Source organism: Arthrobacter sp. 05L421 (genome assembly GCF_056397785.1).
The window spans coordinates 1-13,333 of sequence record NZ_JBFTOC010000033.1; the positions used below are offsets into that span (position 1 = coordinate 1).

Here is a 13,333-nt window from a genome sequence, read left to right on the forward strand (position 1 = left end):
GCAGGATCACAACGATGTACACGTCGCTGGCCGGGCTCTACAAGCGTGACCCCGACAGCGGCTACGTGTACGTGCGTGACTCATTCAGCCCCGAAGACTTCGGCCAACGGGGTTTGGAACAGGGCGACCGCTGGCACGACCTGGTCGAAAATGTCATTCGCAGGGGCCAGGACGCCGGCGTACTCCGACCGTCGCCGCCGCGCCTTACTGCACTGAACGTCCACGCGATCTATGTTCACGAAGTGCTCGCCACACACGCCCGCCGCCGCGACCCCAAAACAATAGACCAGCGATTGGCGGCGCGCATCTCCGACCTGGCTGGCCCGCTGAAGATCTAAAACTCCATAGGTGGACCAGCTACCTCGCAGGAGTTTACCTCTTCCGATGCGGGGCCAGTTCCGCGGCGTTTCTCGCCGGAATCACCCTCCCAGCCCTTGTGCATCTGGCCTGCAAATGCTTTAATGAAAGTGCACTCCGAACAAAGTTCGCTTTCATAAAGTTTAGGCGTCTCCCACGCCCGTCGAAAGGAAAGTCATGACTGTCATGAACATCTCCGAGTCTCTGGACATCCGCCAAGCCTTTTCCAACTTCCCCTCGGGCGTGGCCGCAATTTGTGCGGTAGTGGACGGAGTGCCTAAAGGTCTCGCTGCTTCCTCGTTCACTGTCGGGGTTTCGCTGGAACCGCCGCTGGTCTCCGTCGCTGTGCAGAACAGTTCAACCACCTGGCCCTTTCTGAAGAGGGCCGAGAGAATTGGAGTGTCCATTCTTGGTACAAGTCAAGAGGCAACTTGCCGCCAACTTGCATCAAAGAACCCGGACAAGTTTGACGAAATCTTCTACACGTCGACGGATGGGGGGGCCGTACTCATCCCCGGCTGCTCGCTCTGGCTTGATTGCTCCCTATTTGCCGAATATCCCGCCGGCGACCACGTCGTAGCGCTCCTGGAAGTACACAGCGCCGATGTCCACCTTCACGAGAGTCCAATCATCTTCCACAATTCCAAGTTCAAGACCCTCGACCTCGCCCGTTCCAACTGAGCGGGCAACGCCCGATTACTACTTGCTTTCAGCGAGTTTGGGGGACCGGCCCGCTTCACTTCTTGGCTTCCGGGGAAAAGGACCAGACATGACTTCGGACTGGCTGCGGAATCAACCCCATATCGGACAGACCGCACGGATGTCGCGCAGGATATCTGAAGATGACATTTCGCTTTTCACTGAGATCAGTGGAGACCGAAATCCGCTGCATTACGATCCCAGCGTGGCAAAGGCCTCCCCGTTTGGTGAAATCGTCGTTCAAGGAGGCGTGACCAGCGCCATCCTCAACGCCGTGGTCGCCGAGGAACTGCCCGGACCGGGCACCGTCTTCCTCAACGTTAACTGGAACTTCAAGGCCCCTGTACGGCCCGGTGATGTTATTACCGGGAACGTGGAAGTAACCCATGTCCGTGATGACAAGCCGATTACCACTCTCAACACCACGGTGGTGCGAGGAGATGGGAAAGTAGTACTAGAAGGAACAGCCGTCTGCTACACAATGCCGATAGATCAGGTCCACTGAGGACAGGCTGGGGGCGATGGATACGCCAACGGATACAAGGGCAGACTTAGAACCGGCATTGTTGGTGAGACGGCGCCTGTTCAGCGGAGATCAGCAACCCGTGCCGGATGTCCTCCCTGCGACTGCTGCTCATGGATTCGGGGTGTCGCTCAGCACCCCCGGCGCCGGCGGGGAGCCTCCGACCCTTCCGCCGATTTCCTCTTGCGATTGGGTCAGGCGCCCCGTCCGTCATCGACGAGCACACCAAAGGCTAATCATCGGTAGCCTGGTCGGCTTTTATTCGAACAATCTCCGCCACTAAGGCTCGCGAGTCGCCAGGCATTGAGCGGCACCGTGGGCATTACACGAAGCCCAGACGGCTTGACTGTGACACTGGACGGCCCCTCCGCGCAGTAAATACACCACCTCCTTCCCGCCATGCTCTTCAACGAGCCGGTACGGGATTGTGGGCGAGGTGGCGCCGCCTGGTTTGCGTTGGGGGAAACAGCTGATTCCTAAACCTGCCTTACCGACCTTTGGTGACCCAGGCCGGGCCGCCTCGCATCAACGGCCGGCCTCGGATGTCCAACAGGAGATCTGCCTACTCCCGCACCAAGCAGGAACCACAAGAACCTCGACCGGCCAATTGCACTTTGGTGTTTTGCGCGCAGATACTCATTACGCCTGCAAGCCAAGACGCATAGTTCCCCAGAACTCCTTGGCTTTCCAGTCTTCGAAAGGTCACCAATGCTTCAGCCCATAACCCAAGCGCACTCCGATTTCCGCCTGGAGATTGTTGTCGAAGATCCTAAGGATCTAAGTCAGCTCTTAGATCATGCAGTACAGCAATTGATTCCCGCAGCTCTGGAACGCAGACAGGGCATACTGGTGACCCACGCTTCCCCCGACAAGTACATCGTTGAAGTCAACGACGGCGTTCTATGTGGGGTCATCCAGGAAAGGAGAATCGACCCAAACGGGCACAAGCTTTGGTCGCTTGGGCGGCTTTGACGAAATCGGCATCATGAAACGACCGTGTGTCCGCCCATACAAGTCCTGGAAGAGCTCAGCCGCCAAGCCGCACTGACTTCAGCTGCAGCGGACGCTTTCGCGCCGTAAACCGGGGCACGGCTTATTGCAGAGTTCCGAGTTTGAATCGCGCATCGAAGTGGCGCCTGTAGTTCGTCGGCGTGGTGGAAAAGGCCGCCGCGAAATTCTGCCGAAGAGTTACGGCGCTGCCGAAGCCGCAGTCAGCGGCAACCTGGTCGATGGACAGGTCCGTGGTTTCCAGCAGGCGCCGGGCGGCGTCGAGCCTTCGGCTCCGGATCCAGGCCGACGGCGTGGTCCCGCTAATTGCCCGGAAAGCCCGGACGAAGGTCCGCCGGCTCATGTGTGCCTGCGCGGCGAGGCGGTCAACACTGAGCGGCTCGCCAAGGCGGCCCAAAGCCCATTCAAGCAGGCGGGCGATCGGGTCTTCGGAGGAGCGTGGCGGCAGGGGATGTTCGATGTACTGGGCTTGGCCTCCTTCGCGGTGTGGGGCGATGACCAGGCTGCGGGCCACCTGGTTTGCGGCATCAGCTCCGAGGCGGGTCCGCACGAGATGCAGGCAGGCGTCGAGCCCGGATGCTGTGCCGGCCGAGGTCAACACGTCGCCGTGGTCGATGTAGAGCACCGTCTGGTCGAGGACAACGTCAGGGTGCCGGACGGCCAGGGAATTGAAGGCCTGCCAGTGTGTGACCGCCGTGCGGCCGGACAGCAGGCCGGCGTCCGCCACCGGGATCGCACCCAGGCAAAGCCCCATGATGGTCACATCCCGCTCGTGCGCCCGCTGGAGGACCCGGCGCAGTGACTCGGAAGGTGCACGGCCGTCGTCGAACCATGAAGGAACCACGACGACGTCCGCCTGGTCCGCCGCCTCGGGGCCCTGAATGCCGCCCAGCTGGTAACCCTCTGTGGTCCGGACCTGTCCTGCGCCGTCGGAGAACAGGACGGTTTTCCAGTCCCCGAGTCCCTGCCTGGCCACCTCGTCGAAGACCATCTGGGGGACTGCGAGGTGGAACATCGTGACGTCGTCGAAGGCATACACGACAATCCGCATGAGGCCCTCCTTTTCATTCTGGCCTGAATCCATCGTATATGGGCGTACATGCCACTGGTGGCCGCAGGTGAGAGCACAGAGGATGGAAAGGTACCCACCAACCGCTATCCGGGAGAACATTCATGAGCACCCCTCGCCGCGCCCTTATCCTCATCGACGTCCAGCAGCAGTACTTCGGCGGACCCCTGGAGATCCAGTACCCGCCGCATCAGGAGTCCCTGCCGGTGATCGCGCAGGCCATCGATGCGGCTGCCGCTGCAGGCCTCCCCGTCGTGGCCGTCCAGCACACCGCCGGCGAAGGCGCACCGGTCTTTGCGCCCGGTACGCCCGAATTCGAGCTGCACCCCGAGATCGAACGCCGCAGGACCGGTGACTGGAAGACCCTCGTCAAGAGCTACGGCTCCGTCTACGCCGGTACGGACCTGGCCGCTTGGCTACGTGAGCGGGAGATTGATACCGTGACCCTGGTCGGCTACATGACCAACAACTGCATCCTGGCCTCGGCAGTTGAAGCGGAGTTCCTAGGCTTCAACACCGAAGTCCTCTCGGATGCCACCGGCGCCATCAACCTCACCAACGATGCCGGGTCCGCCGATGCCAGGACAGTGCACAGCACCCTGCTGGCACTGCTGCACTCGAACTGGGCCGCCGTCAGCACTACCGGGGCCTGGGCCGCAGCCGTTAAGGACGGGCAGGCGCTGGCCAAGAGCGATCTTGGCAGCTCCGCCGTAGCAGGAGCGGCAGAGTTGGCGCAGGCCTGAGCGGCTGCCCGGCACCTCGGGATGGGAGCGCGGGACTGACCGAGAGCGGGGGGGTCCCATGGCGGGTGACGTTGATCAGCAAGAGTTAGCGCAGCAGCTCCTGGCCTACAACTTGGAACAATTTTCACTGGCTGACTACCGCTACTGCTGCGGGCTTCTCCTTGGACCGCAACACGGCCGGTCTCAGCGGGCAGATCATCGAGTCCCAACAAAGCCGCCGCTCTGGGGAGGCTGGGGGACGCCTTCCATGTGGAGCGGTTCGGTCTGCTGGGACGTCTTAAAACCCCGTATCCAAATTGAGTTCCTTAGCAGAGATCCGCCAGCCCTCAGATGTTCGAGTGACCGTGTCCGTGTAGGTTCCCACGGTTTTGAAGGTGAGCTCCTGGTCTGCGACCGCGGAAACGATGACGTAAGACAGCACTGTCGCTGTGTTCGAGTCTTGGGGTAAGACTTGAATGTTCGAGATATGATGCCTGCGCTTGTCGCTTTGCGAGCCTTTGAAAATCTGGATCTGGTCCACTATTTCGTCGACACCGACACGGGGGCCATAGGTGGGGCCACCGGCAACCCGCATGACGTACGTTGCATCAGACGTAAAGCACCGGCGTAACGAATTGAAGTCGCGGAGGTCGTGGTGCACCCCGTAAGCGGTGGTTAGTTCATGAATTTCGATTCGGTCGGCCGCAGAAAGTACCTCTGTTTGAGAAATTGCGGACATCATCATCCCTTCTAGCTGGCTATAGCAGGAGAACCGCGGCGCAGCTCTGCTGAGGTCTTTCATGTTGGCGGCTTGGAGGACAGTAGCACCAAGCCTCCCAAGGAGGTGAAGCGGCAGTCGCCCAAGTCATCTGATACTATAGCGGAGTATACTCCGATTTATAGTGCAATCCGCTAGGTGGGCGGGCCACTGCATGGAGAACATCGTAGTTCTAGTGGAGGAATAAAAATGTCCCTTATCGAGACTGACTATCTGGTGGTCGGGGCGGGAGCCTCGGGCATGGCCTTTGTCGATAGCCTTATACAGCACTCTGACGCCGACGTCGTGATGGTTGATCGGCGCGATTTACCTGGGGGCCACTGGCATGACGCTTACCCCTTCGTCCGGCTTCATCAGGCTGCAGCTTGCTACGGCGTTTCATCGACTGATCTCGGCAAGGATCGCCTTGATGGGTCGGGGCATAACGCCGGCATGTATGAGTTGTCATCGGCACCTGAAATTTGCGCCTATTTTTCGCAGGTCCTAAACCAGGTACTACTCCCCTCCGGTCAGGTTCGATTTCTCGGTATGACCGAGTTCCACGAGGACCGGCCGGGAGAGTACCGGCTCGTTTCCCTGCTCACCGGGAAGGAAACCACCGTCCGCGTGCGTCGTCGCCTCGTCGATGCCACCTATATCGAACCCGACATCCCATCACGGCGGAAACCAGCGTACGAAGTCGACCAGGGCGTCACTCTCGTAACGCCGAATGAGTTGGTCAACCTAGGCAGTGTGCCTTCCGGCTTCACTGTTATCGGGGCAGGCAAAACGGCGATGGACGTCTGCACTTGGCTGCTCGAGCGCGGTGTCGACTCTAACTCGATTTCATGGGTACGCTCGCGTGACGGTTGGTACATTGATCGATCATGGACTCAGCCCCTCGATTTAGTGCACACCCGGCTTCACTATCAGAGCACCCTGGCGCAGGCAGCAGCAAATGTCACGACTGGCCGGGAGCTTGCACGCCATATGGAAGACGCCGGCCTCTTTCTGCGTCTTGACCGATCTGTTGAACCGACTCAGTTCCGCGGAGCAACCATCAGCAAGTCAGAGTTCGACCTTTTGGCCTCCATCGAACGCGTGTCTCGCAGTGGCCGCGTCCAGCGCATCAGGACCAGCGGCATCGACTTTGAACGTGGTCACGAAACCCGGCCCCCAGGCGAGATCTATGTCGATTGCACCGCAACCGGGCTAAGGACGATAGAGCCGAAACCTGTTTTCGAAACAGGGCGGATGGCATTGCAGTACGTCACCCCTGGATACGCCTGCTGGAGCGCGGCGACTCTGGCTGTCGTAGAAGCAACTCGAAGTAATGACGAGGAGAAGAATCACCTCTCGTTGCCTGTGGTTTACACCGGCCACGTAGACGATCTTCTTACGCTCACCAGCGCCAGCATCAACAGCGCCTCCAGGCGTGAAGCGCAGGCAGATATTGCCGCTTGGTCAAGCAATACCAGATTGAATCCCGCCCGTGGTGTGAACGAGCGAAAGCACCTGCCTGAGGTAATCGCTGAATTAGCTCGCCTTAACCAATGGCGGGAGCCAGCCCTGAGCAACCTCGCAAACTGCATCGGTACTCCCCAAACCGCTGACACTAAAGACGGTTTACGGGTCCTTGCTTAGGCTGTTGTTCGCAAAGCCTGCCTGGCTTCTCTGCGTGTCAAGGGAGGAACTGCTTCTAGCTAAGCAGCGCAACACTGTATCCGCGGGGGCCTGGAGACTCAGAAAGACCAAAGGACACAGGTGCATACGGCGATGGGTCCCTACGTGATCGGGCTACACTCCAAACGGATTTCCCCCCGCGTTCGAAAGGATCACCGATGACCGCCTCGTCCACCGCCTCAGCCCTGCGAGGTGTCGGCGGTTTCGCCGTCGCTGCCGGGACCCTATTAGTGGCCGCCGGGGCGGGGGCCTGGGTCGCGGTCACAAAGCAGCTCCAGGCGGAGAAGATTGACGTGCCAGGTGATGCCCCGATGCTCGCTGGGAAGCGCGTGCAGGGTCCGGCGACGGCCTACGTCGAGGCGCTCGTCATTAAACGCCATGCCGAGCGTGGGGCGGGCGGCCGCACCTTCGCCGACATCAGCAACGCTCTTCGCGGAATAGACGGCGGCAGTGACGAGGCCGCCGAGCTGCGCAAGCAGAGCGTCGCCCTCTCGACGGCGGCCTCGCTGCGCACCTCCCTCATGACCTCCGTGCTCGCCTACGGCGTCAGCGCATTCGCCGCCGGCCTCGGCGCCTTCTTCCTCCTCGCCGGCTCCTTCCTGCGCCGCTCCGGCGGGTGACTGGCAATGGAGATGAAACGCCGATAATGGAGATTCCGTCAACCTGTCGCAGGTCCTGCTATGGCGCAACGCTTGTGCCGGCGGGGGATGCTTCACTCCAGCTTGGCCTGGCGCAAGTACTGGTAGACCGTCTCCCTGCTGATCCCGTAGTCGTGGGCCAGGAGGGCCTTCGGTACACCACTGCCGGCGCGCTCGACCAGTTCGGCTGCCCGTTCCGGTGTGAGGGTCTTTTTCCTCCCTTTGTAGGCGCCGCGCTGCTTCGCCAGCGCGATGCCTTCTCGCTGCCGCTCCCTGATCAGGGAGCGTTCGAACTCGGCAAAGGCACCCATCACGGAGAGCATGAGGTTGGCCAGGGGGGAGTCCTCCCCGGTGAAGACCAAGTGTTCCTTGACGAACTCCACCCGCACGCCTTTGCGTGTGAGGCCCTGGACGAGAGCGCGCAGGTCATCGAGGTTGCGGGCCAACCGGTCCATGCTGTGCACCACGATGGTGTCCCCGTCCCGGGTGAACCGCAGCAGTTCCGTGAGCTGAGGCCTAGTCGTGTCCCTACCCGAGGCCTTGTCCGTGAAGACCCGGTCCAGAACCTGGCCTTCGAGCTGGCGTTTCTCGTTCTGGTCCAGCGTGCTCACACGCACGTACCCGATCCGCTGTCCGGCCACCGCTGCCTCCAACCCTCGTTCTGTCAGGTTGAGTTCTAGGCTTGTCCCAGCAGAAAGTCAAGACAAGGGGGCGCGATCTTCAGGTTGGGGTGTACTTCAATCGGTCACATCGCGCATGCCTCAACCCACTCACGGGTTAAGCAGTTTCCACAGGTGAACAATGACGCTGTTAGATCCAACATCTGAGACGACAACTGTGCCAATGGCAACGATCAGGGACGCGACAGCAACCCAAAGAGCGAGGCGGCTAACCTTGTAGCTGTCTGCGGAGGCTCCTAGAGAGGCGACAGTGGAAAGGATGTCTCGGTAGTCGCGGTCAGCTTCGACGAGCTCAGCGAACTCCTTTTCATGATTCTTCCTGAGGAGTTCGTTGAAGCTCTGTGGTTCTTTCTTCGGACCGTCGTCTTGGCCGACTTCCCGCTTTTCACTGGGAGTCCGATGATAGCGAAACTCAGCATCTCCCTCCCAACGCCAAGACCGCTTCCAAAACGACATTGTGTCACGGTGGACACTCGTCAGATTGAGACTGTGCCGGAGGAAGTTTTCGCGAAGGTGCTTTAGGGACTTCGGGTTGAATTTTCCGTGGCGTTTGCTCGCTTGGTCTCGGATGGACGCATATTTTGCTTCGGTCACTGTAAGAAACCGCGAAACGGCAACCATCACGAAAAGATTGAACATGTTGTCGACTAAGCGGGAAGCTATCGCACGGTTTTGGTCGTTGCCACCATAGCCGCGCAGCCTATCTTCCCCGAGCGCTTCAACGACGGCAGGACGACTTCCCCAAAGAGTCCAGGTCGGGTCATTGCCAAGTCCCCCGTGCATTTGCCCATCGAGCGGGCTCAGTACGAGTTTGGGTAGATCGGGCGAAAGCAGTTGGTGGAAGACTGGTTCACTGACGCCAAGGGCTCGCAGCGCGTCATGGGTCTTGAGATTCGTTTCGTGATCCTGGTTGTCCCGAGACATGACTGTCGGGTCAATGGAGTCGAAGAGCAGCAGGTCAAGCAGCGGCTGTGATTCGTTGTTGAGAGCGAAGAATCCAGGAAGTCGCATAGCAAGCCAGTCCCTTGCCACAGTGTGCAGGCGCTTCCGTTCAGACTGGATTTCCCAGAAAGCGGCCCATTGGCGGTCGAGCGGTCTCCGTCGCCCCTGGCTCTTGAGGAGGATGGGCTCGTGCGGGCGGTGCCACTCGCTATCGAGTGATTTCGCCGCGGCGTCACTGAGATGAACGTCTGCCACGACGGCAGTGAGTCCAGCACCGACTTGGATGGCCCTGAGCGCAACGTACTCGAATTCCTCTGGGAGGTCAGCCCTGACTCCATCCGGAACAAACCATTTGGAGTCGCGACGCACGACGTCAACAAGCCTCCACCAATATGCTCCACTACCGGACCGGGCCTTCTGTAAGGCCTCGCGGTTGCCGTCCTCCTGAGGCGCGTACGGTCGAGGACGATCCCATCCGTTTCGTGCGAGTGCGGCTTCTAGTTCTGGCAGTTCAGTTGGCGGAAACAACTCGACTAACCAGATGCCAGCAACATTGACGTGTTCGTTGTCAGGAACGAACACGTTGTGCTGCAGGCTTTCGAGTGGCCAGGCTTTGTTTCGGTCGTGCTCGTTGAAGGGGCGAAGGGAGTTGATTCCTTTAAAGATCCATCTGCGTACAGAAGTTGGAAGAATCCTGCACGGCCAACCGCCGACAATCCATGAAAGCAAACGGTAAGGATAGTCGTACCACCGATATCCGTTTCCTATCTCTGGTACGAGATCGTAGGACTCATACACCTCGCGTGAGATTGGGTCGCTATCAGGGGCGATTTCAGGTCGAGGTGTTCTGCTCTTTTGACGGTACTTCTCCCGGTCTCCGAAGTCAGGCAAGGTTGGAGTTTCCTTTCGGACGCAGCCTGGTAGCCACTGAGGGCCATGGGCTGAAAATCGAAGACCTTCGACATCCAAGCTGAAACGAGCAGTCAGAGCTTGCCGGTAGCATGGGCACGATTCCCCTCAGTGAGTTTCGGGAAGGCCTGAGGGAGCCGCTTGGTGACATCGGTGCCAACTGAGGGCTTGTGGTCAGGTTCCATACCCACACGGTAATGCCCACCATCAGCATCGTCCGATGTTTGGGAATCTGACATATCGGCCGTCGCCCCTCCGCGCGGGAGAGAGGCGCTAAAGGCTAGCTGTTGGTGCGGTTAACGGGTTACGTTGTCATCGAGCTGAAGACCGGCAAGTTCCAGCCCGAATTCGCCGGGAAACTCAAGTTCTACGTCGCCCTCGTCGACGAAATGCTCCGGCGCCAGCACCATAACGAAACCATCGGCATCCTCATCTGCGGCACCAAGAACGACCGCAGCGTCCGGTACAGCCTGGGACGCTCCACCTCACCATGGCCGCGTACAGATATGGCAAACTCCCCGAGGCCGAGCAACAGCTCCTCCCCGACGAAGGCACTTAGTGGCAGCCCTGGAATGGGCTGAGCCGGCTCCGGCGGGAGGCGAGGCCGCGGCCGGATCCTCCGCTACGGGCGGATGCGACCGACACGCAGCTTAGTTAGATGCTTACCGGCCACTGGCATCAGGGGTCATCTAGCAGCAGTTCGCCGAGTTCGCGGAGGGGGGGGCCGCCTACAAGACCAGCGACGCTAAAGTTCTAGCTCGAGCGCGATTTGCCCACGGATAGACGACGGCGGTTCCGAAGCGGAGCGCGAACCGGGGCCGCCCACAGTGCTCGGTGTTGGAGAGATGGGCTCAGCCAACAGGTATGCCCGGGCCTCAGAGCGGAATCCGGAATTCAACTCCGCTGCGGCTACAAGGAAGCCACAGACATCTGCCACAAGCTTGGCCGCCACTGGGTCAAATCCCTGACCGAAGGCATCCCTGAGCGTAACTCGGTGCCTGGCCGCCATAAGTGAAGATGAGGCCTCGGCATACCGGAGCGCTGTTTGCATCTCGTTCGGACGCCGCAATAACCGGGTGACCAACTCGCGGAGGTTGTTGTAGTACGGGGGCAAATGGCTCAGGGCGGGGGTACCAGGGGGAGCGACGGTTTGTAGTAAGGCGGCAGTTTCTTCCTTCTCACGGAGTCCGATTGCCCCGCCAAAGAGGTACTCTTGGAGCCCTCTGTCGGGGTCGCCCAGAAATGCGCCACGCAAGTGCTCAGTCGCGCGAATCAGAGTCAGGATGTAGAGCCAAGACATGTCGAGAAACAGCGCAAGGTGAATTGGGTTACGAGGATCCAATGTTTTGGCTGAATCCTTCAGATGCGCAACGAGTTGGATGGGGTTGCGGTAGTCCTGATATATCCAATAATCGAACTGGCGGTATTCAACGAGTGGATTCAACTTTTTGTCTAGGCCGTTGAACGCTGCCAAGGCATCGGACACTGAATTTTTATCGAAGAGCACGCTTAGAGGGCCCGAATAATCAATCGTTGAGTGCAGATTCTGCATCTTCAGGAGATCTGAGGCCGTAAGGACGGTTATCCCGAGTCGACTCGAGAGTTGACGCGTTGCGTCGTTGACCTCGTGCTCGCGGACTAGCATGACTTGCTCCGCACCAAATAGGTCGGCTACTCCTCTGGCCCAGAACATCCTGGCAGTGGGCTTGTCTCTGCGCCCCGATTTGCAGTCAGCGATGGTGGTAGTCAAACGGTAACCAGATGTAAGAAGGACGCCAAGCACGTCCAGATCCGTGAATGTTTCGGGCCCACTCGCCTGCTTCGTAGGGTTGACACGTGCTGGGTCGCCTCTAAGCTCAACGTCCAAGCGGGTGCTTTGCCCCATGCTCCATAACAACTTCCGCACGCCCACCTTTAGGCCGAGGTCGAGTTCAGTCACAGTGCGCTCCTTCCCATGGCTTTCTCAAAGATCTTTTCGAAGTGCTTTGGCGAGGGTTGCGCGTACTGGCGCATTCTGTGGCTGGTTTGCATAGGTGCGGCGTAGTCCTTACCAGATGCGAGGGCTGTACGAGCAACGGCATCATCGACCCGACGTTCGACGAGCTCCCCATGCACTATCAAGTCACGGGCGAGCAGAAGCGCCTCTCGGTTGTCTTGGGTATCCACGAATCGAGGTGTGACCCAGCTACCGCCAGGCTTCGAGTCCGGGCCGAACACGAGCAGGCCAGAATTTCGCATAAGCTCATATTGCCGACGGTGAGCGCTATTGGGCGCTAGGAAACCTCGGTTAGGGTCGAGGAGTTTGTCGATTACGTTCACGAGCCCGGCAGGCGAGAGAGTGTTGTATTCGCCGTGTGTTTCCGCGCATCGTAAACAAGCCAACACTGCCAGCGCTTTATCCAGGACTGGCTTTCGCGTTGTCAGGAGGTGAGGGTCCGACACGTAGGGCATGGCGGCAAACGCCTGCATCGAGCCGTCAGGCAACCGAACGGAGGCCGCCATAACGAGGCCCCCGGCAACAGCCCCAGTTAGCAGAGGGTACTGCTCGGGATTCATTTCGAGACCTTGCCTGGCCCGGACGGCTGCGAACTCACTGACTAGCTGATCGGTGCCATGATCAACGACCAGGGCCTCGAGCAACTGTGGATTCTCGAAGCCGAAGAACGGGGAGTATGCGACGTCGCCGTCAATTGTCCTCAATGTCTGAATGAGCCCCGCGCCTGTAGCAACTTCGATCAGTTCGGGGACCGCCTCGTGGTCGAGGTCAAAAGCAGACTCGAGATCTTCTAGCGGGACGGGGCTCTTCGCTAGGCCATCAATCACAAGCAAGAGCTGCTGTTCGACTTCTGTAGGAGATCGCTCCCTCCAAGTCTCGCCCAGGGTGGCGTATAAGTCGTCGTAATAGGGAACAGTTTCTGTGAATGTGGTGATTTTGCCGCCTCGCCGCTGGACACCCTGGACGAAGCCGGCATCCTCAAGGACGCGAATAACTTCGCCGAACGAGAGCATGTTCACGTCGAGCTGATGGGCGGCCACCTGCATAAGAGCTTGGGCGTCTTCGATGACGTCATGACCCCTGATAAGGCCACCGAGAGTCGCCGCCATTCCTACAACACGCGTGTCGTTTAGGGGACCCAACAATGGGGCGTTGGGGTCGAGATTACGCAGACCGGAGTGGACATCCTGACAGCGCAGTCCTTCATCGAATTCTTTCACGACACCCCAACTTTTGTTCGCGAGCGATTGAGGTGCTCGACGATTCCGAATCCTTAACTTGGAGTGTAACCGTTTGTTAGTAATGCGTTCAGCGCTGAACAAGCTGGGGCTACACCTCCGTTGGTTAGCG

The 13,333-nt window shown here is 59.4% G+C and carries 14 protein-coding genes; 8 read left to right on the top strand and 6 right to left on the bottom strand.

The annotated features are described in order from the left end of the window. The 4 genes from AC1DKQ_RS21245 to AC1DKQ_RS21260 all read left to right on the top strand — a co-directional run. Nucleotides 1-338 (top strand): hypothetical protein (locus AC1DKQ_RS21245; protein WP_476920113.1); only part of this gene is annotated, 338 nt, incomplete at its 5' end. Between the two features lie 196 nt (nucleotides 339-534). Beyond that, on the top strand, nucleotides 535-1,038 hold the full coding sequence (locus tag AC1DKQ_RS21250; RefSeq protein ID WP_476920114.1) for a flavin reductase family protein: 504 nt from the start codon (nucleotides 535-537) through the stop codon (nucleotides 1,036-1,038). 88 nt (nucleotides 1,039-1,126) lie between these two features. Then, a complete protein-coding gene (locus AC1DKQ_RS21255) occupies nucleotides 1,127-1,561 on the top strand; it encodes a MaoC family dehydratase (protein ID WP_476920115.1) in 435 nt (144 codons plus the stop codon). 726 nt (nucleotides 1,562-2,287) lie between these two features. After that, nucleotides 2,288-2,551 (top strand): hypothetical protein, encoded by a 264-nt coding sequence (locus AC1DKQ_RS21260; protein WP_476920116.1) that lies wholly within the window; start codon nucleotides 2,288-2,290, stop codon nucleotides 2,549-2,551. Nucleotides 2,552-2,672: 121 nt separating this feature from the next. On the opposite strand, the gene AC1DKQ_RS21265 is transcribed toward AC1DKQ_RS21260, so the two are convergent. After that, nucleotides 2,673-3,638, bottom strand: coding sequence for a GlxA family transcriptional regulator (locus tag AC1DKQ_RS21265; RefSeq protein WP_476920117.1), 966 nt, complete (start codon nucleotides 3,636-3,638; stop codon nucleotides 2,673-2,675). A gap of 122 nt (nucleotides 3,639-3,760) precedes the next feature. On the opposite strand from AC1DKQ_RS21265, the gene AC1DKQ_RS21270 reads away from it, so the two are divergent. Next, entirely contained in the window at nucleotides 3,761-4,399 is a 639-nt protein-coding gene (locus tag AC1DKQ_RS21270; RefSeq protein ID WP_476920118.1) for an isochorismatase family protein, read from the top strand. Between the two features lie 277 nt (nucleotides 4,400-4,676). Here the strand turns inward: AC1DKQ_RS21270 and AC1DKQ_RS21275 are convergent, their stop codons facing one another. Continuing rightward, nucleotides 4,677-5,180, bottom strand: a complete 504-nt coding sequence (locus AC1DKQ_RS21275; protein ID WP_476920119.1) for a nuclear transport factor 2 family protein — start codon at nucleotides 5,178-5,180, stop codon at nucleotides 4,677-4,679. A 165-nt stretch (nucleotides 5,181-5,345) separates the two neighbouring features. On the opposite strand from AC1DKQ_RS21275, the gene AC1DKQ_RS21280 reads away from it, so the two are divergent. Together AC1DKQ_RS21280 and AC1DKQ_RS21285 are read left to right on the top strand one after the other, a co-directional pair. After that, nucleotides 5,346-6,779, top strand: coding sequence for an NAD(P)-binding protein (locus AC1DKQ_RS21280; protein ID WP_476920120.1), 1,434 nt, complete (start codon nucleotides 5,346-5,348; stop codon nucleotides 6,777-6,779). Between the two features lie 197 nt (nucleotides 6,780-6,976). Continuing rightward, nucleotides 6,977-7,438, top strand: a complete 462-nt coding sequence (locus AC1DKQ_RS21285; protein WP_476920121.1) for a hypothetical protein — start codon at nucleotides 6,977-6,979, stop codon at nucleotides 7,436-7,438. A 92-nt stretch (nucleotides 7,439-7,530) separates the two neighbouring features. On the opposite strand, the gene AC1DKQ_RS21290 is transcribed toward AC1DKQ_RS21285, so the two are convergent. Both AC1DKQ_RS21290 and AC1DKQ_RS21295 read right to left on the bottom strand, forming a co-directional pair. Next, on the bottom strand, nucleotides 7,531-8,097 hold the full coding sequence (locus tag AC1DKQ_RS21290) for a recombinase family protein (protein WP_476920122.1): 567 nt from the start codon (nucleotides 8,095-8,097) through the stop codon (nucleotides 7,531-7,533). A gap of 129 nt (nucleotides 8,098-8,226) precedes the next feature. Continuing rightward, nucleotides 8,227-9,807, bottom strand: a complete 1,581-nt coding sequence (locus tag AC1DKQ_RS21295) for a hypothetical protein (protein ID WP_476920123.1) — start codon at nucleotides 9,805-9,807, stop codon at nucleotides 8,227-8,229. Between the two features lie 470 nt (nucleotides 9,808-10,277). On the opposite strand from AC1DKQ_RS21295, the gene AC1DKQ_RS21300 reads away from it, so the two are divergent. Continuing rightward, nucleotides 10,278-10,568 (top strand): PDDEXK nuclease domain-containing protein, encoded by a 291-nt coding sequence (locus AC1DKQ_RS21300; RefSeq protein WP_476920124.1) that lies wholly within the window; start codon nucleotides 10,278-10,280, stop codon nucleotides 10,566-10,568. A gap of 164 nt (nucleotides 10,569-10,732) precedes the next feature. Here the strand turns inward: AC1DKQ_RS21300 and AC1DKQ_RS21305 are convergent, their stop codons facing one another. Continuing rightward, nucleotides 10,733-11,926, bottom strand: a complete 1,194-nt coding sequence (locus tag AC1DKQ_RS21305; RefSeq protein WP_476920125.1) for a hypothetical protein — start codon at nucleotides 11,924-11,926, stop codon at nucleotides 10,733-10,735. Beyond that, nucleotides 11,923-13,203: a hypothetical protein gene (locus tag AC1DKQ_RS21310; RefSeq protein WP_476920126.1), complete on the bottom strand. Its 1,281-nt coding sequence runs from the start codon at nucleotides 13,201-13,203 to the stop codon at nucleotides 11,923-11,925. Before AC1DKQ_RS21310 ends, AC1DKQ_RS21305 begins: the two co-directional genes overlap by 4 nt. Nucleotides 13,204-13,333: the final 130 nt, after the last annotated feature.